The sequence below is a fragment of the Ruegeria sp. CJ3 genome (assembly GCF_056536725.1).
The window spans coordinates 153832-170411 of the sequence record NZ_JBQFQE010000007.1; the positions used below are offsets into that span (position 1 = coordinate 153832).

At 61.8% G+C, this 16580-nt stretch carries 9 protein-coding genes and 1 tRNA gene; 1 reads left to right on the forward strand and 9 read right to left on the reverse strand.

Features of this window, described 5'->3' with window-relative positions; translation table 11 throughout:
* Positions 1-33 precede the first annotated feature (33 nt).
* Genes ACR0J1_RS14105 through ACR0J1_RS14125 form a run of 5 tightly spaced genes read right to left on the reverse strand, consistent with a single transcriptional unit; the run spans position 34 to position 9437 of the window.
* Positions 34-1344, reverse strand: a complete 1311-nt coding sequence (locus tag ACR0J1_RS14105) for an HlyD family type I secretion periplasmic adaptor subunit (protein ID WP_480733397.1) — start codon at positions 1342-1344, stop codon at positions 34-36.
* Complete coding sequence (locus ACR0J1_RS14110) at positions 1328-3460, reverse strand: type I secretion system permease/ATPase (RefSeq protein WP_480733396.1); 2133 nt, start codon at positions 3458-3460, stop codon at positions 1328-1330. Before ACR0J1_RS14110 ends, ACR0J1_RS14105 begins: the two co-directional genes overlap by 17 nt.
* Positions 3457-4800, reverse strand: a complete 1344-nt coding sequence (locus ACR0J1_RS14115; protein WP_480733395.1) for a TolC family protein — start codon at positions 4798-4800, stop codon at positions 3457-3459. Before ACR0J1_RS14115 ends, ACR0J1_RS14110 begins: the two co-directional genes overlap by 4 nt.
* Complete coding sequence (locus ACR0J1_RS14120; RefSeq protein ID WP_480733394.1) at positions 4787-5575, reverse strand: SapC family protein; 789 nt, start codon at positions 5573-5575, stop codon at positions 4787-4789. Before ACR0J1_RS14120 ends, ACR0J1_RS14115 begins: the two co-directional genes overlap by 14 nt.
* Before the next feature lie 16 nt (positions 5576-5591).
* Positions 5592-9437, reverse strand: coding sequence for a beta strand repeat-containing protein (locus tag ACR0J1_RS14125; RefSeq protein WP_480733393.1), 3846 nt, complete (start codon positions 9435-9437; stop codon positions 5592-5594).
* A gap of 223 nt (positions 9438-9660) precedes the next feature.
* On the opposite strand from ACR0J1_RS14125, the gene ACR0J1_RS14130 reads away from it, so the two are divergent.
* Positions 9661-11706, forward strand: coding sequence for a dockerin type I domain-containing protein (locus ACR0J1_RS14130; protein ID WP_480734655.1), 2046 nt, complete (start codon positions 9661-9663; stop codon positions 11704-11706).
* 20 nt (positions 11707-11726) lie between these two features.
* On the opposite strand, the gene ACR0J1_RS14135 is transcribed toward ACR0J1_RS14130, so the two are convergent.
* The 4 genes from ACR0J1_RS14135 to ACR0J1_RS14150 form a co-directional block, all read right to left on the reverse strand.
* Entirely contained in the window at positions 11727-13034 is a 1308-nt protein-coding gene (locus tag ACR0J1_RS14135; protein ID WP_480733391.1) for an HlyD family type I secretion periplasmic adaptor subunit, read from the reverse strand.
* Positions 13035-14768: a type I secretion system permease/ATPase gene (locus ACR0J1_RS14140; RefSeq protein ID WP_480733390.1), complete on the reverse strand. Its 1734-nt coding sequence runs from the start codon at positions 14766-14768 to the stop codon at positions 13035-13037.
* A gap of 298 nt (positions 14769-15066) precedes the next feature.
* A tRNA-Pro gene (locus tag ACR0J1_RS14145) sits at positions 15067-15143 on the reverse strand.
* Positions 15144-15251: 108 nt separating this feature from the next.
* Complete coding sequence (locus ACR0J1_RS14150; RefSeq protein WP_480733389.1) at positions 15252-16364, reverse strand: THUMP domain-containing class I SAM-dependent RNA methyltransferase; 1113 nt, start codon at positions 16362-16364, stop codon at positions 15252-15254.
* Between the last annotated feature and the right edge of the window lie 216 nt (positions 16365-16580).

Below are 16580 nucleotides of genomic sequence, written 5' to 3' on the forward strand. Positions count from 1 at the left end.
AGGCTGGATCGATGCAGCAGGGCGCTTCACGGATCACTCCCGCAATGCGCGATCCCTGATCTTGAGCACCGGTTGAATCAGATAATCCATCACTGATTTCCTGCCCGACAGGATGTCGACCTCGGCGATCATTCCAGGAATGATCTCGACCGCCACGCCACCCGCGTCAAGCATTGTGCCCGAGGTTTGAATTTCGACGACAAAGACCTCATCTTCACTGCGTTCCGAGCGGGTGACAGTGTCCGCCCCGATGCGGATGATTTCTCCCTCCAGACCACCGTATCGTGCAAAATCATAAGCTGTAATCTTGATCTTCACGCCTTGCCCTGCGTGCAGAAACGCAACGTCCTGGGGGCGCACATAGGCCTCGACCAGCAGGTTATCATCCAGCGGCACTATCTCGATCAGTTCCTCGCCGCTGCGGGCCAGCCCCCCGATGGTGGTGCGATGAATTCGGTTTACGATCCCTCGAACCGGCGCGCGTATCTGCGCCCGCGCAGCGCGGTCGCGCAGGGCGGGCAGGGCTGGCTGCAGGGTGGCAAGCTCGGCCGTGACCTGTGCCAGATCCGAAAGGGCTGCGCTGCGAAACCGGCTGCGGGTGGCGCGGACCTTGTCGTCGACCTCATCAAGCCCCGTTTTCAGGCGGCTGATCACCGCTTCCGCGCGAACCTTACGACCCATCCATTCCGCCTCGTTGCGGCGCAGGGAAAGCAATGTTGTCGCGGGCTCCATACGTTGTTCGACCAGGGGCGCCAGCATTGCGCGTTCTTCGGCGAGGACATTCAGCGTTTCGACCGCAGTCACCTGATCCACCAATCCTTCTTCATATTCGCGTTGCCGCTGTTCGCGCTGCCGGTTCAAGATCGCGATTTCCGCTGTCAGCTCGACTTGCCGGCCCCGGTACAAAGCTGTCTCCGACCGCACGACTTCAGGGGCTGCGCGCAGCAAGTTGTGCTCAAATATCAACTCGGTGCCGTCAATTTCGGCCTGAAGCCGCTGCGCTCGTGCGGTCAGGGCATAAACCCGCTGCTGTTCCTGACTCAGTTCCCTTTCGATCTGGTTGGTGTCCAGCTCCATCAAAACGGCTCCGGGTTCGACCACCTGCCCCTCGTGTACATGCAGGGCTTGCAATATACCCGGTTCCGCAGCTTCGAGCAGCTGAAGGTCGCCAGAGGGTACGATGCGACCGTCCACACGAACGACATCATCCAACTCGGTGAAACAGGCCCAAAGCACTGCGGTCACAAGACAGGCAAGGATCAGCATCAGCAGGACCGAACCCCGCAGCGGCGCCCGGCCCCGCATCTCGCGGGCAAGGCTTTCCAGATCAGGATGCCGCGACATTCACATTCTCCGAAACCGGACGGATATGCCGGTTCAACAGGCTTTTAGGTCCGTCCAAACCAACCTTGCCGTCTTCGATGACGATAACCCGGTCGACCAACTGCAGCAGGCTGGTGCGATGCGTGACGATCAGCATTGTGGTGTCCTCCGTTGCCTCTTTCAGCCGTCCGATGACCTCGGCTTCGGATTTGACATCCATCGCACTGGTCGGCTCGTCCAGCAGCAGAACCGGAGGTCGCCCGACCACTGCGCGCGCCAGAGCAATCGCTTGTCGTTGACCGCCGGAAAGGCCCTCGCCGCGCTCAGCCATCTGCAGGTCGTATCCGCGCGGGTGCCGGGCGACAAAATCTTCGACCCCGGCAATCTGACCGGCACGCACCAGATCTTCGTCGCGCGGGCGCACGGTGCCGCTGGCGATGTTGTCTCGTACCGAGCCCGAAAAGAGCCAAACATCCTGTAACACCGAGCCGACACTGCGCCGCAAATCGCCTGGATCAATTTGACGAATATCGAGCCCATCGAGCATCACCGAACCCACCCGGGGTTGATACAGCCCCAGCATCAACCGGGCGATAGTACTTTTGCCCGAGCCGATTTGACCCAGAATGGCAACCTTTTCGCCCGGCGCTATGGCGAACGAAACACCTTTCAGCGCATCGTCTGTCTGGTCGGGATAAGCGAAATGAACATTGTTGAACGTGATCCGTCCTGCATATTCCGCGCGGCTGATCCATCTCTGACCGGAAGGCCGTTCACTTTCGGCGGCCATCAGGGCATTCAGGCTCCGAAAAGCGCTGCGGGCCTGATTGAGCCGCGTCAGGGTTTGCGCCAGCTGACCCAATGGCGCCAGCGCGCGACCGGTCAGCATGACCGACGCCACAAGGGCCCCCATACTGGTCTGACCCTGGGCAATCAGGAAAACCCCGGCAAACACGATCAGAACCTGCGCCGCCTGTTGAGTGAAACCCGTCAGATTCAGCGCAAACTGAGTCACGGCCCGGCTGCGGGTGCCGTGGTCCGATTGCCGTTCGACCGCGCTTTCCCATCGGCGACGCATCTGGCGTGCGGCAGCAGTGGTCTTGATGGTTTCCAGCCCCGTCACAGCCTCGACCAGCACCGATTGCTTGGATTGCCCGTCAGCGAGACTTTGTTCTGCAAGGCGCGACAATATTGGTTGGATCGCCAGCCCGCTGAGCAGAACGATGGGCACGGCAAGTGCGGGGATCAGTGCAAGCGGGCCGCCAATCAGATAGATGGTGAAGACAAAAACAGCGATAAACGGTAGGTCTACGACGGCAACCAGCGTGGCTGAGGTAAAGAATTCCCGCAACGTTTCGAACTCGCGCACGGTGCTGGCCATGGCCCCGGTCGACCCCGTTCGGGACGTCATGCGGATGTTCAGCACCTGATCGAAAATTCGCCGCCCCATGAACATATCGGCCTTTTGACCAGCGCGGTCAATGAACCCGGCGCGCAGCAGTTTCAGCGCAAAATCGAACCCCAGGGCCAGTCCTACGCCAAGGGTAAGCGCGACAAGCGATTCCATGGCTTCGTTGGGCAGAACCCGGTCATAGACGACCATGATGAAAACCGATGTCGAAAGCCCCAAAATGTTAGCCAGCGCTGCAGCAAGTGCCACCTGCGCATAAGACCACCGGTTGGCAGCCAACGCTGACCAGAACCAATGCCCACCTGCGTCATCATCCTGCGCCGAGGCGTCATCCCGACTGGCGCGTCGAAACAAAAGCGCATAGCCGGTGTAGGCCGATCGCAGGATTTCTCCCGAAATCTCTCCGATACTATCGCCCAAAGCGGGATCGAAGATGAGCAGATCACCGCTTGACGACCGACCATGATAGACAACTGCCCGGTCCCCTTCCAGCAACAGGACGGCCGGAGCCAGCATCGTATTGAACGCCGCAAGCTCTCGGCGACCGAAGCCCACCTGCAAGCCCGCCCGGCGCGCCGCGACAATCGCATCCCGCACCGTCAGCCCTTCAATCTCACCAGATTGCGCGGCGTACAGCGCCGATAGGGTCAGGGGACGTTCCAATGTTTCGGCCACGTTCAGGATGCAGGCCTCAAGGTCCGTCAGCGATTTGCAGGTTCTGGTCATTGCGCAGCCTCCCAACCGGTCAAAGTGACCCCAAGCAGATCGAGAATGTCACCCGTCAGGCTCAGCGCCGCGTAGTTCGTCAGAAAAAAGCTCTGCTCGGCAAGGATATGCCGCTCCTGAGCGTTTACATAGTCACGCTGCGCGTCCAGAATTTCGATCAGGCTGCGGCGTCCGATGGTAAACTGTGCCCGTGCTGCTGCAACACTGTCGGCATTGGCGTCTAGGGCGATACGGGCTTCGCGCAGGCGAAGTGCGCCCGCTTCCTGATCCGAGCGAATAAAACCCAGCTCACGCCCGATTTCCCGGATCAGAACCTCGCGGTCGGCCTCGGCCTGTGCAACTTGTGCCTGCGCGGCGGCAATTGCGGCACGGCGCTGACCCGTGCTGTCGATCTGGTAGTTGACCGAGAGATCGACGCCAAAATCCGCGTCCTCAAAATCATCGTGATCCGCGAAAGCCGCAAGGCGCACATCCGGTTGCCTCCGGGCCTGGGCGGCAACCCATTCGGCCCGGGCTGCCATCACCGCAGCGCCGGCGCGCCGCACCTGAGGACTATCGAGCACGATCTGCGCGTCGCTGCGGTCCAGCCCCGGGGCCGGAATCGCAGGACGCAATGGGCCGGGCGGGGTGCCAAAAACCTCACGAAATCGCGCTTCGGCCCGATCAACCCGGGTCCGCGCATCTGCCAACCGGGTCCGCGCATCAGCGGCTCGCGACCGCGCTGTCAAAACATCAGCATTCGAGCCGAGACCGCCCGACACCCGATCGGTGATTTGTTGTTCGATCTCTTCATGCACCGCAACATTACGGTCGGCAATCTGCACAAGCTCGCGCCGGTTCAGAACCATGACATAGGTCTCGATGGCCGCCAGAGCGGTGGCGGCCGCGACTTGCAACTGATCACCCCGGCTTTCAAGGACGCGCGCGCGGGCGGCGGTTAGGTCATTTACGGCGACCCCACCATCATAGACAAGCTGCGAAACCCGCAGATAGGGTGAGACATCGCCGTCATCACGAAACGCCCGTTCCGAACGGGCACTTAGACCCAAAGATACCTGCGGCAGAAATGCCCCTTGCGCCGCATCTCGGTTGGCTTGCGCGACCTCAAGCCTGGATTTGCTCTGCCTCAGTGTCGGGCTGTTTTGCACAGCTTCCCGCACACGCTGTCCGAATTGGCTTGCAGTCAGACGGCTTGAGGTCGCGACGGCCCCCGATCCGGTGGTGCCACTGGCAAAGGACATCTCAACCGGCGAAAGGTCTGGGGCTGGGGCACAGGCGGCGATCTGCAGCAGCAGGAAGGCCAGGCCGATGAAGCTGTACGTGGTCTTAGGCTGGCGCATGGATCACCTCGGGAGTCATCAACGTCTGCGAGGCATCCCGGGCGAGTGCCGCCACGAAGCCGTCCAGCTCTCGTTCTGGCGCGGAGCCGCGCCTGGATATGGCGGTTTGTGCCCGGGACAACCAGCCGCTATGTGACAGCGATATCTGATGTGCATGGATCAGGCGGAGGCCACCTCCGGCCGCCAAGCTCAGGAGATCGGGATCAGGCAGGCGCTCCAGCTGCTTGGCTTCAACTCCCCATAGGCCAGCTTGCAAGGCAACACCATCATACTGCACCAACGGGACAAACAGCTTCATCCTGGCGATCAGGTCGCACAGGCGTCGGGTCTTGGCAACGGCGACCTGCCGGGCCTGCAGGAATTTCCGAACCTCGCAAAGCTCGGGGTGCAGATTTCCGTCGGTTGTAAAGAACCCGATATCCGCAGGGTCAGAGGTCACAAGCCCGGAGTTTTCATCCACCATCAATTGCGCTTGAGTACTGGCCTGAAACGGGACGCAGCGCAGCGCCGACGGGACATAGTGCGCCCGCCAGCTGCCATCCTTGCCGACAAAGGGCGACGGCGCATCGATCGCAGTTGACAGCAACGCAACTGGCTCAAAGCCAGCCGGCCCTGCGCGAAAGGCCAAGGGAAAGGCCGCCGCCACCTGCGCCGCCTCTGCGCTGACGATGGGGCATGTGCTTGCCGTTCGCGCAAATTCGTAGGAGGTAAAGCGGCGCCAGTATCGCTTGCCATGGCGGGCAAGACTGACGGGGAAAAGGCCGTTCTCTGCCATGTGATCCTCTTGTGGTTCAGGCGGTTGCGCCGGTCGAGTCGGTCATCAGGATGTTGTCTGAAGTCAGACCGCTGAGGTCCGAAAGCCCGTCAAACTGCGCCAGAGTCTGGACCGTCGCGGCGTCGGGGGTCGAGTAGTCCACCCGGACCAAAACGCTGTCGGTTCCATCGGTTGCCAGAAGATAAACTTCGTCCCCAGCCAACGCTCCGTTCAGGCTTTCTGCTGCAGTCGCCAGAGTATCGCCGTTCAGGTCGGACAACGCAGTCTCCAGGCCGACGAAGCCGGTATTTGCACCAAGGTTCCCGCCCGCGCTCAGCAGTTCGACACCAGTGCCTGCCCCCCGCAACGAACTGACGTCCAGCCCCTGAAACAGCAGGGCATCCGCCGCGTCGGCCGCGGGGCCGAGGGTAAAGCCGCTTATGATGTCGGTCCCATTGGCCGTCGGGTCCGCCTCGAGCACGACAACGTCGCGGCCCGCGCCGGACAGGTCGATGGTATCGTCCCCGCCACCACCGCGGATCACATCGTCGATATTCGAGCCGGTTAGCGTGTCCGCGCCATCTGTTCCCAGATGCAGTTGCGAAGGTCCACCATCCGGCGTGGTCAGGGTCAGAAGCACCGGCTGGTCTGCGTCCTGAACCGTCATCGTGAAGGTGACAACAGGCTGGGACAGGTCGCCATAGCTCGTGGCTGCACCGGCAAAGTTGATCGCCGTCGCACCGTCCGGATTCGCCAGAAACAGATCGAAATCGGCATTTTCGGTTGCCGAACCCGCATCGAAGGTCACAACCGATGGGTCAAAACCCAGTGCGGCGGTGAACGCCAACCCACCTGAGGTATCGCGGTCCGAGTCTGCATAGATCTCGAATGTGATCGTTGATCCGCTTCGACCGGCCTCGGCAATGATATAGGCAGCTGGTACATGCGCGACGGTCTGGGTGATCGCAGGTGCAGGATCGGGGCCGCCGGAAACGGTGGCCTGCGCAGCGAAGTCCAAGGTGTCGCCTGCGTCGATCGCCGCAAATTCAGAGGCCGGGACAGCAAGGGTCCAACTGCCATCGGCAGCGACCGTCGCGGTGCCGACTGATGCCGAATTCAGAAGAACATTCACAGCCTGGCCCGCTGTCAAACCCGCGGAACCGCCGGTTATTGTCACTCCGCCGCTTTGGGCATCGTTCAGCGACAAGGCATTATTTGCCCCAATGTCATTCAACGTCAGAATGGGCCGGAAATCGGTGGTGAGCATCGTGGTGGCATCCGGGGCCGGGTTGCCCGCCGCATCCTCGACCGAAGCGGTGATGGTGAGATTGCTGCTATCTGCCAGCGCGGACAGATCGGCCTGCGGGATGTTGACGCTCCAGTTGCCGCCAGAGGCCGCTCCCGTATAGGTCTGGCCATTCAGGCTGACCGACACGATTTGGCCATCCTCAGCCGTGGTGGTGCCCGAAACCCGCAGGTCCGCGCCCCGTTCGATCACGTCCAGAACCGAACCCACCGGAAGCGGGTCAAGCGTGACCGAAGGCGCGTCGAGATCGGTGCTGAAACCGGCCGACGTGCTGTTGCTGTTGCCTGCGCCGTCGGTGACCGAGGCGTTCACGCTGTAGGCCTCGCCGTCCTGCAGGCCGCTAAGGTCGGCAGCGGCGGCGGTGAAGGTCCAGGTGCCGCTGCTGACAGTGGCGGTCCCGCTCAGCAGCGTGCCGCCACCTGTTTGTTCGATCTGCACCGTTACCAGCGTACCGTCAACGGCATCGGATGTGCCGGCGATCACCAGATCCGTTGCCTGCTCGGCCACATTGATGACTGCGCCGTCGGACAGGGATGAGATCGCAAGAGATGGGGCGCTGAAATCGGTGTCGAAGCTGGCCGTCGCCTGCACCGCCGGGTTGCCTGCCCCATCGGCAACATCCGCCGTGACCGCGATGGTCACGCCGTCTGATAGGCCGGCCAGATCGGACGCAGGAACGGTCACCGTCCAACTGCCGCCCGAGGCCGTACCGGTATAGGTCTGCCCGCTCATCCCGACCGTCACTAGCTGTCCGTCCTCCGCCGAAGTGCCGCCCGATATGGTCAGGTCTGTTCCCTGCTCGGCGGCATTCATCACCGCACCGTCCGAGAAACCGTCAATACTAAGCGTAGGGGCGGTGATGTCCTTGGACAGGCTGGTACTGGCCTGTGGCGCCGCAAGCCCGTCTGCGTCCGTGACATCTGCCGTGAGGCTAAAGTCGCCTCCGTCCGCAAGGGCACCCAGGTCGGCGCTGGGGATCACCACACTCCAACTGCCGCCCGAGACGGTGTCGGTATAAGTTTGGCCATCCAGCGTAATTGTCACCTGCTGGCCGTCCGTTACATTTCCGGTGGTGCCGGATACGGTCAGGTCAGAGCCAACCTCGGCCCCGTTCAGGATTGCTCCGACCGACAGCGGTGTGATCGCAATCGACGGGCCGGTCAGGTCGACCGGAACCGTGACCGAGACCGGTATCGCAGGATTGCCCGCGATATCGCTGATCGAAACCGAAACTGCGGCCGGAGTGCCCGTCACCAACCCGCCCAGATCCGCGTTCGGTATTGTAACCGTCCAGCTTCCGCCGGATGCGCTACCGGTGTAGTTCTGGCCGTCAAAAACCACCGCCACCGTCTGGCCGTCCTCTGCGGTGGTCGTCCCGCTCAGCACTAGGTCGCCCGTAACATCGACCAGATCGATCGACCCGCCTCCGACGGGGTTCAGCGTCAACGACGGAGCGGTAAAATCGGTTTGAAAGCTGCTGGTCGCCTGCAGCGCGGGGTTGCCTGCCCGATCGGAAACATCCGCCGTCACCGCAATCGCGGACCCATCAGGTAATGCGGCCAGATCAGCGGCGGGCACCGACACACTCCATGTCCCGCCTGCGACCGCGCCGGTATAGGTTTGACCGTTGAGGGTCACGGTGACCGTCTGGCCATTCTCGGCATCGGTCGTGCCGCCGACCTGCAGGTGAGCGCCCTGCTCGGCGGCATTCATCACGGCACCGTCTGACAGCGCCGTAATGGCCACCGTAGGCGGCACCGTGTCCACATCGAACCGGGCCGTTTCCGTCGACAGCTCCACGCCGCCCCCGTCCAGATAACGAACCGTCACCGACGAGGCGCCCTGTGGCAACATACTAGCCTCAGCCTGCGTCAACGAAACGCTCCAACTGCCGTCGGCTGCCGGGGCGATGGTTTTGGTAACAGAGCCGATAGTCACCTCGACAGAGGTCGTTCCGTCAGGTGCCGTCGACTGTGTGCTGGTATTGCTGAGCGCGTTCGACTGCAGTTGCGCAAGGTTCAGGCTGGGTAGCTGCGGGACCGGCGGAGTCACGGTCGGCGATCCCCCGTCATCCGAGTCGTCACCCCCTCCACCGCCGCCGCCTGCAGCGGCAGCCGCGCCGGCAAGCCCCAGCCCGCCCAAGGCAATTCCTGCGCCGCTGAGACCACCCGCGGCGGTTGCGGCCCCGGCCTCTGCGGCGATGCTAAACTGTGCGACATCACCGGCGACGGCATCGGCCAGCATGATTGCGCCGCTGTCAAGAACCTGCACGTGCTCTGCCGCCACAACGACCGTCCGACCGTCCACAAGGCTGAGCTGAACGTCGCCGTTGGCCAACAGCTTGACGGATCTGACCCCCGGGATCGCCTCGGCAAACTGATAGCTGTCCAGTTGATCGTCGCTTGCCTGAGCCAGCGCAGGAAGCGCCATCAGTGTCGAGCCCAATCCACCGGCAAGCCCGCGACTGACCCATTTACCGAGTCGCTTGTCGATCCAGTGGCGAATGTGGCGTTTGCGCTCGGCTTCGGGCGTCGTATCGGCGGTCGGGGCTTCGGGCGAAACAGTACTTTTGGTCATCTTACTCTCACATTTGATGGACGCTGGGTGTTGCGCGACGGGCTGGGTCCGGTCCGAAACCGTTCATCTGGATTACGATCTGGTGACACATGCGGGCGAACCTGAAAAATTGAGTTAAACTGAAGCCGAAGTCCTTGTTTTCACCACATTCCTGCTCTGGTTCCTGTCTGTGCATCAGGTCACCTTGCTGTCATTGCCTTGGGTGGCATTGGGGTGAAGGGCGATGATGCTTCAGTTCGAAAGAGTGGTGGCAACGGGGACCGCAGCGCTTGATTCAGGTATCGGCGATACGGCTTTAAAAACGTTTAACGGGGATACTTATCTCTACAGCACCACAGGAGCCTGGGGTGGGGTGGCGTCGTGGCGACTGGTGGATCAGGGTGGTCCGCAGCTGGAAGATCAGCAGTATTTCGAGGCTTCGATTGCCCATCAGGTTGGCCGCAGCGGCACACCGCTGAGCCTAGGCGGGCAGGATCGGCTGATTCTCGACGTGGATACAGCCACAGGTCTTGTCGGTTATGATCTGGGCTCTGATGGCTCGATCGGTGACCTGCGGGAAACCGGCACGCTGAACGGTGGCGGAGACCTGTCCGCCGCGGTTCAGATCTGCGCTGGGGCGCATGATCTGCTGGCGCTGGCGCATGAGGACACCGGTCAGATCACCACCTATCAGATCGCTGCTGACGGATCGCTCAGCGCGGCGGGCGGTATCGCTGGGCGCGCCGATGCGCTGCAGGCTGCGCAGGTTGGGGCGAACCATTACATCATCGCCGCTGATACGCAGAACAGCGCCGTTACCGTCTATGCAATCGACCCGGGCAGCGGCGGATTGTCGACAATCGACGGCAATGCGGCACTCGAAACCCTTGGCATCGCAGCGCCGACCGCGCTCGAGACGGTTCAAGCCTATGGCAAGTCTTGGGTTGTCGTCGCTGGCGCGGGCAGCCATTCCCTAAGCGTGATGGAATTGGACGCCGATGGGCGGCTGACGCCAACCGATCATGCGTTGGACACGTTGCACACCCGATTCGCGTCGGTGCAGGACCTTTCGGTGGTCGACGTCGCCGGACGCGTCTTTGTTGTTGCCGGCGGCGGCGATGACGGCATCACGCTGTTTACCATGACGCCGGACGGGCGGCTGATCCACATGGACAGCTTTGCCGACACGCTGGCCAGTGGGTTGCAAAACGTCCAGTCGATCAGCGTCGCCCATATCGGCGATGAGCTACAGATCTTTGCAGCCTCGCAGCAGGATGCGGGCCTCACGCAACTAACGACATCAGTGGCCGATCTTGGGGAAATTCGTCAGGGCTATGGGAACGTCACAGGGACCGCGTTGGACGATATTCTGACCGGCGGCATTTTGGATACGACTCTGGTCGGCGGGGCAGGGGATGACATCCTGATCAGCGGAACCAGCGCAACCACCATGACCGGCGGGGCAGGGGCCGACATCTTTGCAATGCGTCAAAGCAGCGGCGCGACCACCATCACCGACTTTCAGGCAGGAACCGACAGGCTGGACCTGACTGATTATCCGTTTCTGCGATCCCCCGCGCAGCTGGATTTTCTGACCACCGCGCAGGGTGCGCGCATTTCTTATCGCGGCGAAACGATTGAGGTTTTATCGGATGATGGGTCGTCGCTGACGCGCGAGCAGATTTTCGGGGCAGGCTTTGACGGTGCAGATCATATTCCCGTCAATCTGGGCAGCGGGCCCGACAATAACGCGTCAGATGGGCTAGCCGGACCGGTCACGCTGGATTCTACGGCCGCAAACGCGGCGTTCCGGGACGCCGAGATTCAATTCACACCCGATGGCGGCGCAACGCTCACCGCTCAGGCCAACGCGGACGGGGAGTTTACGCTCAATGTACCGGACGGCACTTTCCCGGGGCACCTGGACATCGTCAAATCCTATTCGACCGCAAGCGGTGAGATCACGGCCCTGGATGCCCTGCAGGTCCTGCGCATGTCGGTCGGGCTTGACCCGACATGGGGTCCGGCGACAGCCGAGAATTTCATTGCGGCCGACATTACCCGCGACGGGACAATCAACGCGCTCGACGCGCTGGCAATTCTTCAGGTGGCGGTAGGCCAGCCCACAGCGCACGACGCCGAATGGGTTTTTCTGGACAAGGATGCGGATCTGTCCGAAATCACGCGCACAAATGTGGATTACAACACCGGAACATCAGTCACCGTCGTTGATGGCGACTTTGCGGTCGACATGACATCGATCCTGCTTGGCAATATCGAGGCAACCTGACATCGCCCGCGATACCCGCCCTATTCCCGGAACGCCCGATAAAAGTAATCCGCCAGCGGTTTGATCAGGTAAGACAGCGGCGTGCGCTCATCGGTTTTGATCATGGCTTCGACGGGCATACCCGGCAGCAGCTCTTGCCCGTTCAGACGCTCAAGCTGCCCATCATCGGGTTCGACCTCGGCCCGGTAGAAGGTGAAGCCTGTGCTTTCATCGGTGAATGTGTCCGCGGAAACGTTGATCACATGGCCGTTCAACTCGGGCGTTTCCCGCTGGTTGAAGGCAGGAAAGCGCAAAGCGACCTCTTGCCCCCGGTGCAGCTGGTCCACATGCAGCGCATCCACACGCGCCGCGACCAACAGGGGCGTGTCCTGCGGCACCACATACATCATGGGCTCGGCGGGCTGGATCACGGATTGCACGGCGAAAACCTGACTGTCATACACCGTGCCGGCGACCGGGGCGCGGATATCGAGGCGCGAGAGACGCTCGGTCAGCGACAGGCGGCGCTCGGCCAGTTCGACGGCGCGCGACTGCACGTCCCGCAGCTCGGTGATGGCTTCTTCGCGACGGGTTGCCTGCAATTCCACGATCTGAATCTCGGTTGACGCGATCTGCCCTGTCAGCCGCGCAATCAGCGATTCAAGCCGCCCGATCTGGCCATTGAGATCAGCCTCTTCCCGCTGCAGCGCCGACACACGGCTGGCCTGCGTCAGCCCCTTCTTCAATAGGCCTTCCTGATCGGCAAGCTCGTTCGAGATCAGATCGACCTGCGTCAGGTATGATGCCAGCTGGGCCTGCGTCCCCTCGATTTCGTTCTGGATCTGGGTCTTCTGCTCGCCCAACTGCTCGATTTGCTGCGTCAGCGTATCAAGCCGCGCGCTGAACAAGCGTTGTTGGCCATCCAGAAGATCATCGCCAATACTTTCGCTGGCCTTGAGCGCCTGCAGGTTGGCCGCAAGCTGCGTCGCTTCGGTGCCGTCGCGTTCGGCCTCAAGCCGGGTTTTGCGGGCCAACAACTCGAACAGCTGCGATTCTACGATGGTCTGTTCCGATGCAAGGAAGGTATCGTCCAGCCGCAGCAGCAGATCCCCGCGCGAAACGCGATCACCGTCACGCACGAATATCTCACCTACGACACCGCCATCAGGATGTTCGATCACCTGACGGTTGCTCTGCACTTCGACTACGCCCTGTGAAATGATCGCCCCGGCCAGTTGGGTCCGGATGCTCCAGACACCCAGTCCCAGAATCAGGATAGCCAGCGCCAGCAGGCCAACAGTGGCAGGAGCCTTGATGCTCCAGGCCAGGCGTGTGTTTGTGTCAGACATCTATTCACCCACCTTGTTCAGATGCCGCCGGATGACATTGGCATTTTGAACCATCGTGTTCAGCACCTCATCCCGCTTGCCGGATTTGACGATCTGACCCTTTTCGATGACCACCAGATCGTCACATTCCGAAATGGCCTGAGGCCGGTGCGTCATAATGATGGTGGACTTCCCGGCTTCCTTCAATTCGCGCACCGCATTGTTCAGGGCCAGCGTCCCATCCGCGTCCAAGGCCGAGTTCGGCTCGTCCAGTACCAGCAACACGGGATTGCCATAGAGCGCGCGGGCAAGCGCAATGCGTTGCTTTTGCCCGCCAGACAACTGGCTGTCATTGCCTTCCAGAAAAGTGTCGTATCCTTTGTCGAGGCTCAGAATGAGTTCATGCGCATTTGCGGTCTTGGCCGCGGCAACAACAGCCTCGGGGTCGGGGGTCTGGGACATGCGGGCAATGTTCTCGGCCACAGTGCCGTTGAACAGCGTCACCTGCTGCGGCAGATACCCGATATGATGGCCCAGATCGTTCGGATCATATTGGTCCAGCGTGGCACCGCCCAATCGGATTTCACCCGCTGCCGGAGCCCATAACCCCAGCAACGCCTTGGCCAGTGTCGTCTTGCCCGACCCGCTTTTGCCGATCACCCCCAGCGCCGTACCCGGTTCCAGCTCAAGCGTGGCATTGCGCAAGGTCGGCGTGGTCGCGCCCGGCGGAATCACCGTGAGGTTTCGTGCCACAAGATGCGCCTTGGGCACCGGAAGCTTGGTGCGCGCAGGCTCCGGCGGGGTCGCATCCAGAAACCTGTTCAGGCTGATCCATGCGGTTCGCGCGCGCTCGACCATCGACCACTGGCCGACAGCCATCTCAACCGGCGCCAGCGCACGGCCGAGCAGAATGGTCCCGGCAATCATGGCGCCCGGCGTCATCTCGTTGCGCAGAACCAGCAAAGCCCCCAGCGCCAGCATCGCCGATTGCAGAAACAGCCGCAGCGACTTGGTGAGCGAGGTAAAGCTGCCGGTCCAGTCGCTTGCCGAAATGGACTGAGACAGCGCTTCGGTCCGTTGTTTCATCCAACGTTGCGAGACATCCCCCTGCATCCCCTGCGAGCGTACAACCTCGGCAGCCTGACGGGCATGTTCAGAAAACGCATTTGCCTTGGCCGAGGCGCTTTGCGCTTCGGCAACCTTGCGGTGGGTCAGCGCCTGGTTCAGCAGGGCAATTGCCACCAGCAGCGCACCGCCAGCGACTGCCAGCCAGCCCAGCAGCGGATGAAACAGGAAAATCGCCGCCAGAAAAAGCGGGGTCCAGGGAATGTCCATCACAGCAAGCAGAACCGGCGAGGCACACAGCGCCCGGATCGATTCCAGATCACGCAGCGCGGTCGCGGGGGCCGAGCGGATCTGCGGGAACAGGGCCCGGCGCATCGTGCCGTCAAAGACCCGCTCGTCCAGCGAGGACTGAAAGCGCGCACCAAACCGCGCTACGATGCGGCCGCGGGCGTAATCCAGCATTGCCATAAGCGCATAAAGCAACGCCACCAGCAGAAATAGCGCTGCCAAGGTCTCAACCGAACGTGACCCCAGCACCCGGTCATAGACCTGCAACATGAACAGAGGGCCCGTCAGCATCAGTAGGTTGACGAAAACACTGAACACAAAGGCCAGCGCAAAGAAACTATTCCCCTGGCTGAGTATCTTGCGCAACTCATGCCGTTGCGGTGGGGTTTGTCGGTTTTTCATGCTCACGCGTTCCGGCCCTTAGCTGTTCGTGAACGGGACTAGTTCGTAGGATTGTCGTCCTGACCCCAGAGATACCCCGCCATTGGCGGTGACTATATCGGCCCCCCGAGACAGGAACAACGCGCGTTTCTTTCCCAGTCCGGTGTTTTGAGCAAGGTTTGGACCCCCGACCGCGCAAGACTGGCGGGAAGATGCCGAGCTTGTACGTCAAATGTCCGTTGGGAGCGCGGCAAACCCACCTGCATGAAAAAATATGTCGAATGTAGAAGACAAAACAGGCGCCCCTGGGCGCCTTAATTGGTCGGAGTGAGAGGATTCGAACCTCCGACCCCTGCCTCCCGAAGACAGTGCTCTACCAGGCTGAGCTACACTCCGACCGTGGCGGGTGATCTATACCTCAGGATTTGGATGTGCAAGAGGGTTTTTGACCCGGCCTGCGTCGATTTTGCGGGCCTTCTCAAAGAACGGACGGGCACCGGAACGCTATGCCAGCGGGTCGGTTCGGTACAGCCGGATCTTCGTGCCGCCGTGATCGACAACCGGGCCCGGTGGCAGCAGGGGCAGGCGCGTGGCGCGGGCGAGACCGGGCGTGGTGGTTACAATACCGACGCGCCAGCCCTGAAACCGGTTCAGCAGCACTTTGCCCAGACTGCCGTAAAGTGACCGCAGCCGTTTTTCATCACCGATCCGCGCGCCGTAGGGCGGGTTGACAATGACCAGACCAGCGGGACCTTCAGGCGGCTTGATGTCGCTGACTGCGCGCTGTTGGAACCGGGTGATCTGATCCACGCCCGCGCTGGCGGCATTGCCGGATGCAGCCTCAACCGCACCCGCGTTGCGGTCCGAACCGTAGAACCTCAGATCAGTTTGCGATACCGGGCGCGACTGCCGCATCCCCTGCCATTGGTCACGGTCGAACCCCGCCAGATCTTCGAATGCAAACCGGCGCGACCGCCCTGGACGCAGGCCGAGGGCAATCTCAGCGGCCTCGATCACGAAGGTGCCCGAACCGCACATTGGGTCCAGCACCGTTTGGGTGCCGTCAAAGCCGCACTCGTGTAGGAACATCGCCGCCATTGTCTCGCGCATCGGGGCCTTGGCGACTGCGGTTTTGTGGCCGCGCTTGTGCAGCGGATCGCCAGAGGTATCTACCGAAAAGGTGCAAATGTCCTTCTCGATCCTCACCAGAACCCGCAGGGCGGCGTCCGACGAGATCGGCGCGCCCAGCGTTTCGGTGATGGCGCGCTCGACCCGCTGGCGGGCCGCACCGGCATGATAGATGCGGGATTTACGGCTGGTGGCCTCGATCTTGATCGGGACATCCGGACGCAGGAAATCCGACCACGGAAACTTGCGCGCGCGCTTGTCCAGCTGCGCCAGATGCACCACCGGAAAACTGCCCAGTCGGACCAGAACCTTGTTGGCACCGCGCAGTTCAAGATTGGCGCGCCAGACCTCGGGCCAGCCACCCCGGCAGATGACGCCTCCGGCTGTCGCACGGGCGTCAGAGAACCCGCGCGCCACGGCTTCGGCGCATAGAGGGCCTTCGAGCCCCGGTGTAGCGATCAGAAAAATCTCAAACTCTGCGTTTTCCATTCCCGGTGCTTACACCGGTTGCCCCGCCCGCGCGACCGCCAATTTGCACCGGCAAATCGCCGCATCTGCCCGGAAAATAGCCAGAACCCGCGCCCAAGCCATGAGTTTGTGCGGTAACGGGTTTGCGTTTGCCGCAATCCACGCGTAAAGGAGCCATATTCGAACGGATGCCGCATGGCTCGCATCGGACCGGCAAGGACAGCCGGGACAGATAGC

Excerpts from the sequence above, each read along its gene's own strand:
- ACR0J1_RS14105 (WP_480733397.1), bottom strand. The coding sequence starts at position 1,344 with ATGTCGCGGCATCCTGATCTGGAAAGCCTTGCCCGCGAGATGCGGGGC.
- ACR0J1_RS14110 (WP_480733396.1), bottom strand. The coding sequence starts at position 3,460 with ATGACCAGAACCTGCAAATCGCTGACGGACCTTGAGGCCTGCATCCTG.
- ACR0J1_RS14115 (WP_480733395.1), bottom strand. The coding sequence starts at position 4,800 with ATGCGCCAGCCTAAGACCACGTACAGCTTCATCGGCCTGGCCTTCCTG.
- ACR0J1_RS14120 (WP_480733394.1), bottom strand. The coding sequence starts at position 5,575 with ATGGCAGAGAACGGCCTTTTCCCCGTCAGTCTTGCCCGCCATGGCAAG.
- ACR0J1_RS14125 (WP_480733393.1), bottom strand. The coding sequence starts at position 9,437 with ATGACCAAAAGTACTGTTTCGCCCGAAGCCCCGACCGCCGATACGACG.
- ACR0J1_RS14130 (WP_480734655.1), top strand. The coding sequence starts at position 9,661 with ATGATGCTTCAGTTCGAAAGAGTGGTGGCAACGGGGACCGCAGCGCTT.
- ACR0J1_RS14135 (WP_480733391.1), bottom strand. The coding sequence starts at position 13,034 with ATGTCTGACACAAACACACGCCTGGCCTGGAGCATCAAGGCTCCTGCC.
- ACR0J1_RS14140 (WP_480733390.1), bottom strand. The coding sequence starts at position 14,768 with ATGAAAAACCGACAAACCCCACCGCAACGGCATGAGTTGCGCAAGATA.
- ACR0J1_RS14150 (WP_480733389.1), bottom strand. The coding sequence starts at position 16,364 with ATGGAAAACGCAGAGTTTGAGATTTTTCTGATCGCTACACCGGGGCTC.